We start from the raw sequence: 16,628 nt of genomic DNA, 5'->3' as shown, positions 1-16,628 counted from the left end.
GAAACTGCGCCGGCGGCTTACCCCCAGTGCCGGCGCACCCCTGCCCTGCTCGGGAAAGTTTCCAGCAGAGCCGGATCCACAGTGACGAACAGAGTGACGAAATATTGCGCGGCGCCCCGCGCCATCGATCGCGCTATGACACTCGCACTTACGCTTGCCGTCCCCTTCGCCGCGCCGAGTGCATTCTTGGCCAAGCGAATGCCGCGCTGCCCTGCCGCCCGCCGTGCAACGCAGCCGCCCCTGACCGCCGGGGCCGTATCGCGTTCGCTTTGCCAAGCGTTTTGTCCGGTATTGCGCCGGTTCTCCTTTTCCCGATCGATCCACTTCGCGCTTGCCCCGCTCGCTCCGCCCGCCGGCATCGTGAATTCCCGCAGCGCCTTCCGGCGAGGCGCCTCGTTCCACACCGCAATCCATGATGCAGCGACGTCGGTTCGTACCGCCGGCGCCGATTGCGCATGCCCAACACGAATTGAAAAATTTTGTACGGTAGCGCCGAAGGACGCGGACTTCGTACGATAATCTGCGCTTTTGTTCGCCCTTACCGTTTGGAGATTGACCATGAAGAAGCTTTGCCTGACTGCGCTGGTTGCCCTGTGTTCCGCCGCCCTCGTGCCGGCCGCATTCGCTGCCGAGGCGAACAGCAAGACGACCGCCAAGAAGACTGCCCCGAAGAAGAAGGCACCGGCAAAGAAGAAGGCCGCAGCCGCCGCACCGGTGCAACCGGACGAAGGCTCGGAGCTGTGGAGCTGCAAGGAGAACAACAAGCTGTACATCAAGGGCGACATGAAGCGCGACCAGATTCTCACGATGTTCTGGGAAGGTCGCAACTACAAGCTGCCGCGTCAGCAGACGACCACCGGCGCCGATCGTTTCTATGACGCCGCGAGCGGCATGGATCTGGTCGTGATTCCGGCCAAGGCGATGCTGTTCACGCACCGCGACGGCGGCGCCCGTCTGGCAGACGAGTGCATGACGCAAGCGATGTCGGAGCAGAACAAGCTGGCGCCGACCCAGTCGAACGAATTGATCAAGGTGACCAACTGAGCTTGCGCTCGGTGGATGCCGACAGCGTTCGCGTGATGCGCCAGCCACTTTCCTGCCGTAGCTTCAGGTTTGATCGCAGTACCCGATACGCCGGACCTTCGACGGGCTGGCGTCGCAGCGAGCACTCACGCAGGTGCTCGCGCGATGCCGGCCCCCGTTAATCGCATCACCACCGCTTCGTTTTTCTGTATCACTCAAGGAAAGATCATGGCCCACAACCTCCACAAAACGCTTAAAGAGTTCAAGCTCGGCGACAAGAAAGGCAAGTTCTACTCGCTGCCCCAACTGGGTAAAGCCCTGGGTGTGAACGTCGAACGCTTGCCGGTGTCGATCCGTATCGTGCTCGAGTCCGTGCTGCGCAACTGCGACGGCAAGAAGGTGACCGAGGAGCACGTCAGGCAACTGGCCAACTGGAAACCGAATGCCGAGCGCATCGACGAGATCCCGTTCGTCGTGGCGCGCGTCGTGCTGCAGGACTTCACCGGTGTGCCGTTGCTGGCCGACCTGGCCGCCATGCGCAACGTTGCCGAGCGTCAGGGCAAGAACCCGAAGCGCATCGAGCCGCTCGTGCCGGTGGATCTGGTGGTCGATCACTCGGTCCAGATCGATCACTTCCGCGAGAAGAAGGCGCTCGATCTGAACATGCAACTGGAATTCCAGCGCAATAACGAGCGCTACCAGTTCATGAAGTGGGGGATGCAGGCGTTCGACACGTTCGGCGTGGTGCAGCCGGGCTTCGGCATCGTGCACCAGGTGAACCTGGAATACCTCGCGCGCGGCGTGCACAAGAAGGACGACGTGTACTACCCGGACACCCTCGTGGGCACGGACAGCCACACGACGATGATCAACGGCATCGGCGTGGTGGGCTGGGGCGTGGGCGGCATCGAGGCCGAAGCGGGCATGCTGGGTCAGCCGGTGTACTTCCTCACGCCTGACGTCGTCGGCGTGGAGTTGACGGGCCGCCTGCGCGAAGGCGTGACCGCCACCGATCTGGTGCTCACCATCACGGAAATGCTCCGCAAGGAGAAGGTGGTCGGCAAGTTCGTGGAATTCTTCGGCGAAGGCACGTCGAGCCTGGCGCTGCCGGACCGCGCGACCATCGCGAACATGGCCCCGGAGTACGGCGCCACGATGGGCTTCTTCCCGGTCGACGAGAAGACGATCGACTACTTCAAGGGCACGGGCCGCACGAAGGCCGAAATCGACGCGTTCGAGTCGTATTTCAAGGCCCAGAAGCTGTTTGGCATTCCGAAGACCAACGAAATCGACTACACGAAGACGCTCAAGCTGGATCTGGGCACGGTCGCGCCGTCGCTGGCCGGTCCGAAGCGTCCGCAGGACCGTATCGAAATCGGCAACGTGAAGTCGACGTTCAAGGACCTGTTCACGAAGCCGGTCGCCGAGAACGGTTTCAACAAGACGCAGGAGCAGCTCGATACGACGTACAAGACCGCCAGCGGCATCGACGTGCACAACGGCGATGTGCTGATCGCGGCCATCACGTCGTGCACGAACACGTCGAACCCGAGCGTGTTGCTGGCCGCCGGCCTGCTGGCCAAGAAGGCGGTGGAAGCCGGGCTGACGGTCGCGCCGCACATCAAGACGTCGCTTGCCCCGGGAAGCCGCGTGGTGACGGAATACCTCGAAGCGGCGGGCCTGCTGCCGTACCTCGAGAAGCTGGGCTTCGGCGTGACGGCCTACGGCTGCACGACGTGTATCGGCAACGCCGGCGATCTGACGGCGGAACTGAACGATACGATCGTGAAGAACGACATGGTCGCGGCGGCCGTACTGTCGGGCAACCGTAACTTCGAAGCACGTATTCACCCGAACATCCGCGCCAACTTCCTGGCCTCGCCCCCGCTGGTGGTGGCCTACGCCATCGCCGGCAACGTGACGCGCGACCTGATGACCGAGCCGGTCGGCAAGGGTCGCGGCGGCAAGGACATCTACCTGGGCGACATCTGGCCGACCAGCGACGAAATCCACAAGCTGATGAAGTTTGCGATGAACGCGAAGACCTTCAAGTCGAACTACGACTCGGTGAAGGAGCCGAGCCCGCTGTGGGCGAAGGTCAAGGGCTCGAAGGGCGAGGTCTACAACTGGCCGACGTCGACGTACATCGCCGAGCCGCCGTTCTTCGAGGGCTTCGCGATGGCGCCGAACGCCGACATCAAGCCGATCCATGGCGCGCGCGCCCTGGGCGTGTTCGGTGACTCGGTCACGACGGACCACATCAGCCCGGCCGGCTCGATCAAGGAAACGTCGCCGGCAGGCAAGTGGCTGCTGGAGAACGGCGTGCTCAAGGCCGACTTCAACAGCTACGGTTCGCGTCGCGGCAACCACGAGGTGATGATGCGCGGCACGTTCGCCAACGTCCGCATCAAGAACCTGATGATCCCGCCGAAGGCGGACGGTTCGCGCGTGGAAGGCGGCCTTACGATTCATCAGCCGAGCGGCGAACAGCTGTCGATCTACGATGCCGCCATGAAGTACGTGGGCGAAAACACCCCGACGGTGGTGTTCGGCGGCGAGGAGTACGGCACGGGTTCGTCGCGCGACTGGGCAGCCAAGGGCACGCAGCTGCTCGGCGTGAAGGCCGTGATCGCCCGTTCGTTCGAGCGCATCCACCGCTCGAACCTCGTCGGCATGGGCGTCCTGCCGCTGCAGTTCAAGGGTTCGGACAGCGTGCAGTCGCTCGGCATCACCGGCGACGAGACGTTCGACATCGAAGGTCTGACGGCCGATATCAAACCGCAACAGGACGTCACGCTGGTGATCCATCGCAAGAACGGCGAAACGCAGAAGGTGCAGGTGCTGCTGCGTATCGACACGCCGATCGAGGTGGACTACTACAAGCACGGCGGCATCCTGCCGTTCGTGCTGCGTCAACTGCTCGCCGCTGCCTGACCGGCAGTTTCGTGCAGTGACCGCGGTTGCCGGGCGGCGAGGCTTCGCTGCCCCGGTAGCCGACAAGACCCGGCCTCGCGCCGGGTTTTGTCGTTCTTGTCGTTCTTGTCGTTCTTGTCGTTCTTGTCGTTCTTGTCGTTCTTGTCGTTCTTGAACTCGGCGGTACCGCGCTTTGGTACTGGGTTATGGTGCTTCTCACGCCCCGAACACCCATCTCGCCTCCCACCCCTTCACCTCCTCCAGCCCCAGCAGTGCTGCCTCGAGGGGGTACTCGCCTGCGCTCCACCTGAAAGTCGCTCCGGCAAGCACCCCCTCGAGGCAGCCACCCAACGCCCAGGGCCAAGACCTCCCCGCCTTCACACCCCACCGGCACAGCCCCACGCGAGTACTGTCCTGGACTCCCCCTCCAAATCGCTCCGGCAAGCACCCCCTCGAGGCAGCCACCCAACGCCCAGGGCCAAGACCTCCCGCCTTCACACCCCACCAGCACAGCCCCACGTGAGTCCTCTCCTGGACTCCCCCTCCAAATCGCTCCGGCAAACACCCGCTTAGGCCCACCATCCCTCGTCCCGGCCAACACCACCCGTTTCTCTATCTTCTTCGCCTCCCTTGTCATGTCCGAAAATGACTAGCGTCTCATCGGGCGCGCGCGTAGAGTGATGCCATGTTTCCCAGCGTTCTCCCTGCCCTCCCGGGCCACCTCCCATGAATCTCGATCCCGAAGTCTGCTACAAAGCGGTCTCCGCCCGTGACCGGCGCTTCGATGGCTGGTTTTTCGTCGGCGTCTCGTCCACCGGTATCTACTGCCGGCCGGTCTGCAATGTGCGCACGCCCCGCTTCGAGAACTGCTCGTTCTACGGCAGCGCCGCCGGCGCCGAAAAGGCCGGCTTCCGGCCCTGCCTAAAATGCCGCCCGGAACTCGCCCCCGGCGTCGCACGCTTCGACGCCAGCCGCGAACTCGCCGACGCCGCCGCCGTCATGATCGACGAAGGCTTCCTGAACCGCGCCAGCCTGCCAGCCCTCGCCGCTCGCATCGGTATCACGGAGCGCCACCTGCGCCGGATCTTCGCCGACGAATTCGGCGTCTCGCCCATCGAGTACGCCCAGACGCAACGGCTGCTGCTCGCCAAGCGCCTGCTCACCGACACCGCCCTGCCCGTGACGGAAGTCGCTCTCGCCGCCGGCTTCGGCAGCGTGCGCCGCTTCAACGGCCTGTTCAAGGCCCGCTACGGCTTCGCCCCCGGACGCCTGCGTCTGAACGCGCGCCACGCCGCGCTACCCGACGGCGACCTGGTCTTCCAGCTCGCCTATCGCCCTCCCTTCGCCTGGCACGCCCTGCTCGATTTTCTGGGCGACCGGGCCGTCGAAGGCGTGGAGCAACGCGACGGCGAGGTCTACACACGCACGCTCAGCGTCGAACGCCCGGATGGACAGACGGTCTCGGGCTGGTGCCGCGTCACGCCGCTGAACGACCGGCACGCCCTGCAGGTGACGCTGCCCCCCGCACTTGCGAACAGCGTGCCGCAAGTGCTCGGCAAGCTTCGCCACCTGTTCGATCTCGGTGCGCGCCCGGATGTCATCGACGCCCACCTCGGCCCGCTCGCCTCGAGCACCCCGGGCCTGCGCGTGCCGGGCGCCGTGGACGGTTTCGAGATGGCCGTGCGCGCCGTCGTCGGCCAGCAAATCACCGTCAAGGGCGCCCGGCGTCTACTCGGGCGCCTCGCCCAGCGATTCGGCTCGCCACTCCCGTCGCCCACGCACGGACTCACGCATACGTTCCCGAGCGCCGCCCAGATGCTCGCCGTTCCCGCCGACGCGCTCGGCGAAGCCGGTATCATCCGTAGTCGTGTCGCCGCCATTCACGGCGTCGCGCAGGCAATCGTGGACGGCCGGCTGCGTCTGGATCCGCTCGCGCCGCTGGACGCGACGGTAGCTACACTGCTCTCGGTCAAGGGCATCGGGCCATGGACGGCACAGTACATCGCGATGCGCGCCCTCGGCTCGCCCGACGCGATGCCCGCCGACGACCTGGTGCTCCGTCAGGCGCTGGGGGCGCCGGACGGCCGCGCAGTGGCCGCACGCGCGGCGCGCTGGGCACCCTGGCGCGCCTACGCGGCGCTGCATATCTGGCGCGCGGCGGCGCAGGGACCGGCAGGCCAGCCGGTCGAGACCTTGCAGGAGATTTGTGCATGACGCGCTACGAAACGTATTACGACAGCCCACTCGGCGAGATGCTGCTGGTCGCCAATGGCGACGCCGTCACCGGCGTGTATTTCGCCCATCAGAAGTATTTCCCGGCCGAGGGCGACGTGCGCCGCGAAGGCGACGACGTCGAGGTGCTCAAACGCACCAGGCAGCAACTGAACGAGTATTTCCACGAGGGACGCCGCACGTTCGAGCTTCCGCTCGCGCCCGAAGGCACGCCGTTCCAGCAGCAGGTCTGGGCAGAACTGCTGCGCATCCCGTTCGGCGAGACGCGCAGCTATGGCGATCTCGCGCACGCCCTCGGGGACATCAACAAGTCGCGCGCCGTGGGCGCCGCGAACGGGCGCAATCCGATAACGATCATCGTGCCGTGCCATCGCGTGATCGGCGGCAACGGCACACTCACCGGCTATGCGAGCGGCGTGGAGCGCAAGCTCGCGCTGCTTTCGCTGGAAGGGGCCGCGTTGCCCTCGGCACACGCCGCGACAACCGCCGCGACACGCCACACGCGGCTCTCGGCGCCGGCAAATCTGGCGTTCGATTTCTGACGTTGCCGCCCCGTGGCCATGTTCGTGCGCCGGCAGAAGCCGCCCGGCCGGCGGTTCGGCGTACACATCCCGTCCCTCGGGTGCACGCATGCCGTACAATCGTGAGTTCATGTGTTTCTGCTTCGCAAGATTATGCGCTCACGCACCGCCAAACGACTGACTCCCGACGCCGAAAAGCTGGTCGGCCACGCGCTCGCGCTGGCCGCCTCGGGTAGCCGTATCGAAGACCGCTTCTGGGAAGCGCAGCTCGACACGCTGCTCACGCGCGTGCTGCGCACCGGCAATCAACCCGCTATCGACACCGCCCTCGACCACCTTCAGGCCAATCACAGCGAAGCCTACGGCGCGCTGGCCGACCTGATCGAGTCGCAAAGCGAATCCGCCGAGCCGGAAGCCGAGGAACAAGTATGGGACGGTCTGCTCGTCGCCATTCCGATCCTCGCCTGGACACGCTACGCCATCCCCTCGGGCCCGGTGAAGGCAGACGCGCTGATGCCCATTCGCGCTCACCTGCACGCGCACGTGCTGGCCGAATCGGCCCGCGTGGCGATCTCGCCCTACCTCTACAGCATCGACCAGTTGCCGCGCACGCACTGCGAATCGTGGAAGGTCACGCAGCAACTCGTGCGGGCGGCCGTCGACAACGACGAAGTGAAACCACCGGGCACCGATCTGCCGGAGACGGCCCCGATTCTCGCCGATCCGCGCTTCCTGCTTACGGCCGTCGCCGTGCCCAAGGGCGCACCGATGTTCCGTTGGCAGGAAGAAGGCGCCCGCCACGCCGAGCGCGGTCAGTGCCAGGAAGCCTGGTCGGCGCAAGGCGGGCCGAACCTGAACGCACTGCTGCCCGGCTGCGAGATCGAATGCCTGCTGCCGGACGCGTATTACGCGAGCTGCCGCGAGGCCGACGAACGCATCCGTCCGCACACGATTCGCACGGCGCTGCGCTACCTGGAGGACGTGCTGACGCTCACGCCGCAGGAGCTGCGGGCCGTGGTGGCCGGCTTCGGCGAACAGAACATCGACGAATACCGCGTCGGCTTCACACAGCGCGGCAGCAACGACGTGATCTATGGTGTTGTCTGGCCATTGTATGGCCGTGAGAACGGCGAGGTGGAAGGCGGTGCGCTCGACGAAGTGACCGACCTGCTCAAGGCATGCGGCGTCACCGAGATCCGCAAGCACCCGGGCCGCTTCGATCCGGAGTACTGCGACGACTGCGGCGTGCCGCTGTACCCGGACCCCGTGGGCGAAGTCGTCCACGCCGAAATGCCGGAAGACGCCGAACCGAGCCGCCCGCATTTCCACTGAGCACGCGCGCCGACCTCGTAACGCCTGACCGGTCCACCGAGCCGGCAACTCGATCAGCGAGTTGCCGCTCGACAAATGGCGCGCCGCAGGCCAATTCGACTTCCCCCATGCTGTTGTCCCTTCAGGGGCGGCCTGCGGCGATAGCCTCCCGTTGAGTAGCGCTCTCCCGGGCCGCCGTGGCTTCAGTTTATATTGGCCAACGCCGCCTATTCGTGGCCGGCGCCGCCTATCCGGAGGTCATATTGCCCTGGCGCTACGGGGTCGTACCAAACGCAATTACCCACGAAACTGTTCTCGGTCATTGGCGCCGGTTGATTTGCGTAGTATCCAACGGGCATGCTGACGACCGCGTCCACGAAAGGAAGCTCACTGCATTCGCTGAAGCGCGACGGAGGGGACTGGGATGAGTCCAGGGTTGCGTAGACCGCGCTATTCGGCGGTATCAGCGCCCAGTTGGTGAAGATGGCGCTGCCGACCGAAGTGATGGCAATGGTGCCGATGGTCGTGGATATTCCCGTCAGATCATCGGTGACCGTGCCTGTCCAGACCGGTTGGGTGGGATCCTGAGCTGCGCTTTTGATCGTCAACGTGTAAGAGCGCCCCAAGACCCAGGGATAGGAGATGGAACAGGTCACGCCAGCATTGTTTTTCGCGCAGGACGGGGATTTTCCGCTGAATACGACAACGGGGTCATCGCCAAGAGAAAACGCGACTGTGCCGTCGCTTTTTCTGTCGCCAGGCAGCACGTCAAGCCTCATGAAACCGTTCCAGCTACTCGTATTTTGCTGCGACCACCGCCACTGCCTGCCGGACCCGGTCTGCTGGATTTGCAGGGTCCATTGAAGCTTGTCGAACCCCGAAACCGCGGGGTTGAAAAACGTCAGCTTGGGCCAGACGTTCGGATTGTCGTCCGATGCTTCGCTGAACTGAATGTAAGGCGCGCCTACGCCGGCCGGGTTGGGGTACCCCCAAGTCTTGCAGCTCCCGTCGACCAGCACCAAATTATTGTATTCGGCGGTGACCGAACCGTTTGCGCACTGCGGTACGACCTTGTAGTTCCCGCCGAATACCGCAGCCAACCTCACGTCGAGCGCCGATCCCGGATTGAAGATGGCTTCGCCGCCGGCGTCCTTTCCGAATATATTGAATTCCGCCCAGTTCCACGCTTCACCGAGGCGCAACATGCTCGTGTCGGTGTTCAACATGTATATCGTGTCTTTGTAAAACAGGAACAACCGATCGTACACACCGGGATAGGCGAGTCCCCATAACTCCACCTTGTCGAGGTCTGTCGCGGGAATACGAGGGACTTTCATCGTCGGGCTGCCTGCCGCGCAAAAGCTACCGTAGCGTTCAAGGGGTTTCGGACAGGAATCGGCGCCGAGAACCCAGTATGAAATACCTATCTCGGCGTCGTCGCCGGGCGCCGAATAGTCAGACGTGGTGTACACGAACTGCTGGATGACATTGCAATGTTCCCCCAAGCCTTGGCAGATCGACGTAGGCACGCTTGTCTTGGCGTTGAGTTGCAAGGTATAGCTGTGTCGTTCTCCTGGCAGCCCTGCAAAGGTGCTTACGGAGGTGACGCCCTTTATCGATGGAAAACTGCCGGCGACCCGCGAGAGAATCTGTCTCTGCGGCGCGACCAGAACGTAGCCCTTGCCGTCGCCGACTATTTTCTGACCACCCTTCCCGCTCGTCGTTGGCGGGGAGAAACGGGGGCGTACAGGGGAAGGCCCACAGGGGACTTGCTTCGCTACGATGCCAGGATAGGTCACCTGAAAACAGCCCGGCCCAGGCGGCGCGGCTTCCGTGATGGTTTTCCGCCATGCTTCCCGCGTAAGCGCGATGCCCGTCGAGTCCTGGTCCACCAAGGCGGGTTGTGGATCAGCGAAAACCGCCGTCGCGCAGAGAAAATGCAACAAGCCGACCAGCAGATAGGATCTATGTCCGGATAGCATTCGAGATTCCCCCGTCATGTGTGGTCCGTGGCACTTTGGCTATTCTGTTCGCGTCGGTGGTATGGCATCGGATGGACGCAATAAAACACTATAGGAGGTCGGTTCGCCCTCCACAAGCACCAGGTGACAGGGTCACAACGGACCGATACAACCCGTGCCCCGACGCCAGATATTTGCGCTCGAACGGCGTGATGGCATCCGCCTCGCGCGCCGGCGAGTACTTCTCGACGGTCGGCCGTACGCCGCTCAGCAGTTCGACGGCCAGCGCGAACTCGTCGATGTAGACGCCCCAGTTGCTACGACACTCCAGCGCGCCGCCCAGCGCCACCACCGTCGGGAATACGGCATGTGCATGCCAACGGCGCGCGAGTTGCCCGATCTTCGGCCACGGATTCGGATAGAGGATGTAATGCCTCGCCGGACGAATCCCCGCGTCGTGCAACTGCCGCCAGAAGTCGACGAGGTCGGCGCGCACCCAGACGAAGTTCTCCGGCCACACGCCGTCCCACCAATCCTTGCCGCGCACGATGCGGCTCTCCGACTGATCGACGCCGATGACGAAGTGGTCGGGAAACCGCGTCGCGAGACGCAGCGTGCTCTCGCCCACGCCGCAACCGGCGTCGATGACCAGCGGCCGCGATCCGGCACTGCGCCACGCCGCGACGGCCGCCTCGAAAGCGCCCGCGCTGTAAGCCGCCAACGGCTTGCGGAATGCGGCGTCGCGATGACGCATCACGAGCGCGGCGAGCTTTTCATGCGGACCGGTTTGAGCGCTGTCGACAGTGCGTGAGTTTGCAAACATGCAGGAAAGAGAAATCGTGTGCGGGCCGTGCGCATCGGCGTGGATACGTGGTACACGCCCGACGCGCGAACGCCGGAAAGGAGGGCATTGTAGCGCGCCGTAACTCTCGCCCCGCTTCGAGTTGCGTCGACGGGCTTATCCAGCGGGCGTCGGCGACTTTTTTTCGGTTAAGATGAGAGCCGCTCTGTCGCAGTCTCTCAGCATGCGGCAAAGCTTCTTCGCGAGCGGCGCGTGCCAGAGACTCATCGAATGAGTCGCCGCATGCCCGCATTGCTCTGCAATGCTTAGGGTCTGACCCTTGCGCCCCCCGAGAATACGTCAAGCAATGTCGAATCGATTTTTTCAACGCGCCGCAGGCGCCGTGTTGCGAGCCGTGCGCCAGATCGCCGGTATCGCCACGGTCGCGACGCCTCTCTGCCTGTCGGCCTTCACGGCCCCCGCACAGGCATTCACGCTCGAGCAGCATCGCGCGCTGGTCGAGCAGTTCATCAACACCCGTCACGCGGATCCGCTCGTGGCCGACTGCGCCGCGCACGCGAGCTTCGTCGTGGCCACGTTGCCCGGGTACGAGAGCGTCGAATACGCCGACAATGCGCTCGACCCCGAGCATGCCAAGGTCGCCCCATGGTCCGGCCCGTTCGACGATCGCAAGCAACGCGTCGACGTCACGCAGATGGTCGAACTCGACGGCACCGGCAAACGCACCGGCGGACAGACGGACAAGATCCACATCCGCTGCGGCTACGCCGATGGCCGCATGATGGGCTTCGACTATACGTCGCCGCTGCCGCAGGTCGAACAGCCAGTCAAGCGTGCTACGCGCGGCACCCGCGGCAAGTCGTCGCACGCCACCGCCAAGTCGGGCAAGCGCGGCACGACGGCGAAATCGTCAGGCGGCAAGTCGACGGCGAAGGCGTCGTCGTCGAAGTCGGGCACGGCCAAGAAGAACACCGCGAAGAAGAAGGCGCACTGAGCGATCCGTGTGCGGAAGCACGACGCAGCGCGCGTCGTGCCTTGACGCGCCTTGTCGCGCCCTGTCGCGCGTTACGTCGGCGCCTGCGCCTTGTCGGCCTGCATCTGCGACCAGATGGCCGCGAGCATCGACGCGCCCAGCGCAGCGCTGCGCGCGCCGCTCCAGCCCACGCGCGCATCTGGCCGGTTCGCGTTGTCCTTGAACGGCATCTCCAGCGTGAGCGAGAGACAGCCGAAGCGGTGCGCGATCCATTTCGACGCGAGCTTGAGCGACTCCGGGCCATGCTTGCCCGGCGGGTAGCCGAACTTGTCCTGGAAATCGAGGCTCGCGGCCTTCAGCCGCTCGCCGAAGGCCTTCTCGCGCGCAAGAACCGCATCGGTCGCCCACTCGACGCCGTCGTTGCCCGCCAGGAAGACGTACGGCAGCGCTTCGTCGCCATGAATGTCGAAGAACATGTCGCAGCCGAGCGATTCGATCGCGGCCCGCACCTGATACACCTCGGGGCTGCGCGACGGATCGGGTTCGAGCCACTCGCGATTGAGGTTCGCGCCGGCCGCGTTCGTGCGCAGATTGCCACGCGCGGCGCCGTCGGGATTCATGTTCGGCACGATGTGGAACACCGCCTCGTCGAGCACCGCGGCGGCCAGCGGATCGCCAGTCCAGTCGCCCGCCCCGAGCAGACGGCGCAGCAGGCCCTCGACAAACCACTCGGCCATCGTCTCGCCGGGGTGCTGACGCGCGATCACCCAGATATTGCGCTTGCCCTCGCCTGGCTCACCCACGGTGAGCAGCGTCATGTCGCGGCCGTCGATGGTCTGCCCCAGCGAACGCGAGCTCACGCGCGGCGAATTCTGCGCCGTGCCGAGCAACGCCAGATGGCGCTCTTCCGGGTAGGGCTCGAAATAGGCGAGATAGACGCTGTTGTGCGCCGATGTGAACGACACGGTCATGACGTGGCCGTCGTAGGTCGTCGGCACGCGAAACCAGCTCACGCGGTCGTACGACGCCACCGCGCGGTAGTTTTCCCAGCCGCGCGGGTACGACGTCTGCCCGGCGTTGTCGAACACGATGCGGCACGGCGCGCCGCCCACGCCCTGGACGCGGAAATGGAACCACTGGGCGAATTCGGCGGCGCCGTCTTGCGGCACGCGAACGTGAATGTCGTCGGCGCGCTCGCGGCTCACCACGTGAATGGCGCCGCTGTCGAACCTGCTGCTGATCTGGACGGTCATGACTTGCCCCACTGGCGGAAATGAAAAACCCCGGGGCATGCCCGGGGCTGGGAGGTGGCGGGCGTCAGGCCACGCGACGGCGGAAGACCCACAGCGCGTCGTTCGACACGCTGTCGTCGAAGGCGTAACCCTCGCTGTCGAATGCCTTGAGTTGCTGCACGTCGGTCACGCCGCGCTCGATCGCATAGCGCGCCATCAGACCGCGCGCCCGCTTGGCGTAGAAGCTGATGATCTTGTACTTGCCGCTCTTCCAGTCCTCGAACACCGGCGTGATCACGGGGGCTGCGACGAGACGGCGCTTGATCACCTTGAAATACTCCTCGGAAGCCAGGTTCACGAGTACGCGGCGCGTCTCGACGTGCTCGGCGAGCGCCGCATTGATCGTCTGCGTCACGCGCTCGCCCCAGAATGCATAGAGGTCGCGGCCGCGCTTGTTCGCAAAGCGCGTGCCCATCTCGAGACGATACGGCTGGAGCAGATCGAGCGGACGCAGCACGCCGTACAGGCCCGACAGAATGCGAAGGTGGCGTTGCGCGAAATCGAGCTGCGAAGCGCTCAGGCTACGGGCGGCGAGGCCCTCGTAGACGTCGCCGTTGAATGCGAGCACGGCCTGTTTGGCATTGGTGGTGTCGAAGCGGGTCGTCCACTCGGCGTAGCGCGTGGCGTTGAGCGCGGCGAGTTGATCGGAAATGCTCATGAGCGAGCCGACCTGGGCCGGGCTCAGTTCACGCAGGCCTTCGATCAGTTCGGCCGCATCGTCCACGAATTGCGGCACGGTGTGCGTGCTCACGTGCGGCGGCGTTTCATAGTCGAGCGATTTGGCCGGCGAGAGAACAATTATCATAGAGGGTGCAGCGTTCCTGCAAAAACGTGAAACCGTCATTCTATCCAATGCTTCAAAACGCTGTTGCCACGCCCGCCGACCGGGCCTTCGCCGAACACCTCGCGACCCTCGCCGCGCCACCGCGCGTGGTGCTCGACACGAACGTCTGGATCGACCTACTCGTCTTCGACGATCCCATCGCCCGGCCGGTGCGCGATGCGCTCGTCGCGCGCCGCCTCACCGCGCTCATGGCGCCGCGCTGTCGCGACGAGCTCGCCATCGTCCTGACCTATCCGCAATTCGCTTCGCGCGAAATCGACAATGGCGCCGCACTCGCCTGGGTCGACACGCACACGCAACCGGTCCTCGCCCCCGAGGACGCCGCACCCGCCGTGCCGCTGCCGCTGTGCCGCGACCGCGACGATCAGAAATTCCTCGAAGCGGCGCGCGACGGCCAGGCCCATTGGCTCGTCAGCAAAGACAAGGCGGTACTCAAGTTGCGCAGCCGCGTGGCCCGTCAGTTCGGCTTTCGGATCGTGACGGCGAGCGCTTTCACCTCGCTGTTGACCACAGCCGTCTGAGGTCATGCGAGGTGCGGTTTGCATTTGAGTTCGATTTGAGCCGGATTTAGGCTCGCTCACACCGGGCGTCGCCCGCATGGGCGCCGCGCCGGCGGTAGAATGGGGGTCTGTTGATCGCTGCCGATTGCCTCCACTGTCCAAATGAACGCGCCACCCATGGCTCCTGCCGCTTCCTCTCCCGCACTGACCGCCCCGCCGCTCACCTCGCGCCTGCCGAACGTCGGCACCACGATCTTTACCGTGATGTCCGCACTCGCGGCGGAGAAGCAGGCGGTGAATCTCGGCCAGGGTTTCCCGGATTTCGCGTGCGACCCGAAGATCGTCGACGCCGTCTCGCGCGCCATGCGCGAAGACCACAACCAGTACCCGCCGATGGCCGGCGTGCCGGCGCTGCGTCAGGCGATCGCCGAGAAGATCGGCAAACTCTACGGACAACGCTACGACTGGAACACCGAGATCACGATCACGGCCGGCGCCACGCAGGCGCTGCTCACCGCGATTCTCGCAACGGTGCATCCGGGCGACGAAGTGATCGTGTTCGAGCCGACGTACGACAGCTATGTGCCGTCGATCGAGCTCGCGGGCGGCAAGCCGGTGTACATCACGCTGGAGGCGCCCGACTTCCGCATCCCGTTCGACAAGCTCGCCGCGGCCGTCACGCCGCGCACGCGTCTCATCCTGTTCAACACGCCGCACAACCCGAGCGGCACCGTGTGGCATGAGCGCGATCTGGCGAAGCTCGCCGAGATCGTGGCAGGCACCGACATTCTGCTGATCTCGGACGAGGTCTACGAACACATGGTGTACGACGGCAAGCGTCACGAGAGCGTGGCTCGCCATCCCGAACTGGCTCGGCGCAGCTTCATCGTTTCGAGCTTCGGCAAGACGTATCACGTGACAGGCTGGAAGGTCGGCTTCGTCGCCGCGCCGGCCTCGCTCACGGCGGAGTTCCGCAAGGTGCACCAGTTCAACGTGTTCACGGTGAACACGCCGATGCAGGTCGGTCTGGCCGATTACATGCGCGACCCGGCGCCCTATCTAGAGCTCTCGGACTTCTATCAGAAAAAGCGCGATCTGTTCCGCGCGGGCCTCGCCAACACGCGCTTCAAGCTGCTGCCGTGCGAAGGCACTTACTTTCAGTGCGTGGACTACAGCGCGATCAGCGACATGAGCGAAGGCGACTTCGCGCTGTGGCTCACCGGCGAAATCGGCGTGGCGGCCATTCCCGTCTCGGCCTTCTATCACGAGCCGCACGAATCGGGCGTGGTGCGTTTCTGCTTCGCCAAGCAGGACGATACGCTGCGCGCGGCGCTCGCGCGTCTGGCGAAGCTCTGATCCACCACGGCTTGCCACAGGCGGTGACGCGCGCGGCATGCCGCATGCGAAATGCAAAAAAGAGGGCCGCCATCGAACGATGACGGCCCTCTTCTTTTGAGAGGATGCGACGGCGCGCCTCAGCAGGCGCTCGCCAACACCCCCGCAGACGTCTTCGCCAATATCAACCCGCCTTGGCCTTCTGCGCCTGCTGATACGCCTTCTGCTCGGCACGCATGCGCTGGAACGACTCGCGCTCCGCTAACTGCTTGCCATACGCTTTCCAGTCGATGCTGGCGCTCTGCAGGAAATCCTCGCCGTACACCGCCTGCGTGGCCATGCCGAGAATCGGCAGATGGATACCGGCGGCAACGTCGGCCATGGTGAACGTCTCGCCTGCCAGGTACGGCGAGAACTTCGCCAGACGCTTGAACGCCACGATGTTCCGGCGCAGCAGCTTCTCGGTGCGACTGCGCGTGCCTTCCGACACTGTGCCGCCGAAGAACGCCTGCGTGTACACTTCGCGCACGACCAGCTCCAGATGCAGTTCGAGCATCGTGAGCAATTCGCGCTCCTTTGCCTGGCGCCACGGGTCCTGCGAGAACAGCGCCGGCGTCGGATGCGCGGCTTCGAGGTAATCGCAGATTACCTGCGACTCGGCCAGATAGCCGTGTTCGGTCTGCAGATACGGCACCTTGCCGAGCGGCGAGCACTGCAGCACCGGCTCGTCCTGGCACGGGATCGACTCGACTTCTTCGAAGGGCAGACCCTTCTCGTACAGCACAACCTTGACCTTGTTGTAGTAGTTGCTGATTGGAAATCCGTACAGCTTCAACATGATGTCTCCCCTGCGGCACGACCGGCGCCTCGATAATGGACAGCGGGCGACGACGCGTGCGCAATGTTCATGATGCGTCCCGG

14 protein-coding genes are annotated in these 16,628 nt (G+C 64.6%); 8 read left to right on the top strand and 6 right to left on the bottom strand.

The features are described 5' to 3' along the window. Window positions 1-17 precede the first annotated feature (17 nt). Complete coding sequence (locus RO07_RS25885) at window positions 18-560, bottom strand: hypothetical protein (RefSeq protein WP_115088851.1); 543 nt, start codon at window positions 558-560, stop codon at window positions 18-20. On the opposite strand from RO07_RS25885, the gene RO07_RS09800 reads away from it, so the two are divergent. From RO07_RS09800 to RO07_RS09775, 5 genes are all read left to right on the top strand, one after another. Next, on the top strand, window positions 559-1,044 hold the full coding sequence (locus RO07_RS09800) for a hypothetical protein (RefSeq protein ID WP_039410276.1): 486 nt from the start codon (window positions 559-561) through the stop codon (window positions 1,042-1,044). The two genes, RO07_RS25885 and RO07_RS09800, sit on opposite strands and share 2 nt — an antisense overlap. 207 nt (window positions 1,045-1,251) lie before the next feature. Then, window positions 1,252-3,957, top strand: a complete 2,706-nt coding sequence (gene acnA / locus RO07_RS09795; RefSeq protein ID WP_039410273.1) for an aconitate hydratase AcnA — start codon at window positions 1,252-1,254, stop codon at window positions 3,955-3,957. A gap of 705 nt (window positions 3,958-4,662) precedes the next feature. After that, the gene (locus RO07_RS09785; protein WP_039410267.1) at window positions 4,663-6,150 is read left to right on the top strand and encodes a DNA-3-methyladenine glycosylase 2; all 1,488 of its coding nucleotides are present in this window, start codon (window positions 4,663-4,665) and stop codon (window positions 6,148-6,150) included. Next, complete coding sequence (locus RO07_RS09780; protein ID WP_039410264.1) at window positions 6,147-6,710, top strand: methylated-DNA--[protein]-cysteine S-methyltransferase; 564 nt, start codon at window positions 6,147-6,149, stop codon at window positions 6,708-6,710. The genes RO07_RS09785 and RO07_RS09780 overlap by 4 nt, the downstream gene beginning before the upstream one ends. 132 nt (window positions 6,711-6,842) lie before the next feature. Continuing rightward, window positions 6,843-8,021, top strand: a complete 1,179-nt coding sequence (locus RO07_RS09775) for a DUF2863 family protein (protein ID WP_039414943.1) — start codon at window positions 6,843-6,845, stop codon at window positions 8,019-8,021. Window positions 8,022-8,227: 206 nt separating this feature from the next. Here the strand turns inward: RO07_RS09775 and RO07_RS09770 are convergent, their stop codons facing one another. Both RO07_RS09770 and trmB read right to left on the bottom strand, forming a co-directional pair. Then, complete coding sequence (locus RO07_RS09770) at window positions 8,228-10,000, bottom strand: hypothetical protein (RefSeq protein ID WP_157118200.1); 1,773 nt, start codon at window positions 9,998-10,000, stop codon at window positions 8,228-8,230. Between the two features lie 70 nt (window positions 10,001-10,070). Next, the gene (trmB, locus tag RO07_RS09765; protein ID WP_039410259.1) at window positions 10,071-10,784 is read right to left on the bottom strand and encodes a tRNA (guanine(46)-N(7))-methyltransferase TrmB; all 714 of its coding nucleotides are present in this window, start codon (window positions 10,782-10,784) and stop codon (window positions 10,071-10,073) included. Window positions 10,785-11,109: 325 nt separating this feature from the next. Between trmB and RO07_RS09760 the strand changes: the two genes are divergently transcribed. Then, window positions 11,110-11,757 carry a BspC domain-containing protein gene (locus RO07_RS09760; protein ID WP_052267172.1) on the top strand — a complete coding sequence of 216 codons (648 nt, stop codon included), beginning with the start codon at window positions 11,110-11,112 and terminating at the stop codon, window positions 11,755-11,757. Window positions 11,758-11,828: 71 nt separating this feature from the next. Here RO07_RS09760 and RO07_RS09755 read toward each other — a convergent pair whose 3' ends face one another. Together RO07_RS09755 and yaaA are read right to left on the bottom strand one after the other, a co-directional pair. Continuing rightward, window positions 11,829-12,989 (bottom strand): M14 family metallopeptidase, encoded by a 1,161-nt coding sequence (locus RO07_RS09755; protein ID WP_039410256.1) that lies wholly within the window; start codon window positions 12,987-12,989, stop codon window positions 11,829-11,831. 64 nt (window positions 12,990-13,053) lie between these two features. Next, on the bottom strand, window positions 13,054-13,833 hold the full coding sequence (gene yaaA, locus RO07_RS09750; RefSeq protein WP_039410253.1) for a peroxide stress protein YaaA: 780 nt from the start codon (window positions 13,831-13,833) through the stop codon (window positions 13,054-13,056). A 47-nt stretch (window positions 13,834-13,880) separates the two neighbouring features. Between yaaA and RO07_RS09745 the strand changes: the two genes are divergently transcribed. Both RO07_RS09745 and RO07_RS09740 read left to right on the top strand, forming a co-directional pair. After that, entirely contained in the window at window positions 13,881-14,393 is a 513-nt protein-coding gene (locus tag RO07_RS09745; protein WP_084072538.1) for a putative toxin-antitoxin system toxin component, PIN family, read from the top strand. A 141-nt stretch (window positions 14,394-14,534) separates the two neighbouring features. Next, complete coding sequence (locus tag RO07_RS09740) at window positions 14,535-15,728, top strand: pyridoxal phosphate-dependent aminotransferase (protein WP_039410250.1); 1,194 nt, start codon at window positions 14,535-14,537, stop codon at window positions 15,726-15,728. Window positions 15,729-15,891: 163 nt separating this feature from the next. Here the strand turns inward: RO07_RS09740 and RO07_RS09735 are convergent, their stop codons facing one another. Further along, window positions 15,892-16,545 carry a glutathione S-transferase family protein gene (locus RO07_RS09735; protein ID WP_039410248.1) on the bottom strand — a complete coding sequence of 218 codons (654 nt, stop codon included), beginning with the start codon at window positions 16,543-16,545 and terminating at the stop codon, window positions 15,892-15,894. Between the last annotated feature and the right edge of the window lie 83 nt (window positions 16,546-16,628).

It is taken from the genome of Pandoraea pulmonicola (genome assembly GCF_000815105.2).
Taxonomy (GTDB): domain Bacteria; phylum Pseudomonadota; class Gammaproteobacteria; order Burkholderiales; family Burkholderiaceae; genus Pandoraea; species Pandoraea pulmonicola.
Note: the sequence above shows the minus strand (reverse complement) of the source record. Positions and strands in the feature narration are given on the sequence as shown.

What these genes read in the sequence shown, in the direction of transcription:
- trmB (WP_039410259.1), bottom strand. Translation starts at nt 10,784, where the DNA reads ATGTTTGCAAACTCACGCACTGTCGACAGCGCTCAAACCGGTCCGCAT.
- yaaA (WP_039410253.1), bottom strand. Translation starts at nt 13,833, where the DNA reads ATGATAATTGTTCTCTCGCCGGCCAAATCGCTCGACTATGAAACGCCG.
- RO07_RS09740 (WP_039410250.1), top strand. Translation starts at nt 14,535, where the DNA reads ATGAACGCGCCACCCATGGCTCCTGCCGCTTCCTCTCCCGCACTGACC.
- RO07_RS09770 (WP_157118200.1), bottom strand. Translation starts at nt 10,000, where the DNA reads ATGACGGGGGAATCTCGAATGCTATCCGGACATAGATCCTATCTGCTG.
- RO07_RS09775 (WP_039414943.1), top strand. Translation starts at nt 6,843, where the DNA reads ATGCGCTCACGCACCGCCAAACGACTGACTCCCGACGCCGAAAAGCTG.
- acnA (WP_039410273.1), top strand. Translation starts at nt 1,252, where the DNA reads ATGGCCCACAACCTCCACAAAACGCTTAAAGAGTTCAAGCTCGGCGAC.
- RO07_RS09800 (WP_039410276.1), top strand. Translation starts at nt 559, where the DNA reads ATGAAGAAGCTTTGCCTGACTGCGCTGGTTGCCCTGTGTTCCGCCGCC.
- RO07_RS09745 (WP_084072538.1), top strand. Translation starts at nt 13,881, where the DNA reads ATGCTTCAAAACGCTGTTGCCACGCCCGCCGACCGGGCCTTCGCCGAA.
- RO07_RS09755 (WP_039410256.1), bottom strand. Translation starts at nt 12,989, where the DNA reads ATGACCGTCCAGATCAGCAGCAGGTTCGACAGCGGCGCCATTCACGTG.
- RO07_RS09780 (WP_039410264.1), top strand. Translation starts at nt 6,147, where the DNA reads ATGACGCGCTACGAAACGTATTACGACAGCCCACTCGGCGAGATGCTG.
- RO07_RS09785 (WP_039410267.1), top strand. Translation starts at nt 4,663, where the DNA reads ATGAATCTCGATCCCGAAGTCTGCTACAAAGCGGTCTCCGCCCGTGAC.
- RO07_RS09760 (WP_052267172.1), top strand. Translation starts at nt 11,110, where the DNA reads ATGTCGAATCGATTTTTTCAACGCGCCGCAGGCGCCGTGTTGCGAGCC.
- RO07_RS25885 (WP_115088851.1), bottom strand. Translation starts at nt 560, where the DNA reads ATGGTCAATCTCCAAACGGTAAGGGCGAACAAAAGCGCAGATTATCGT.
- RO07_RS09735 (WP_039410248.1), bottom strand. Translation starts at nt 16,545, where the DNA reads ATGTTGAAGCTGTACGGATTTCCAATCAGCAACTACTACAACAAGGTC.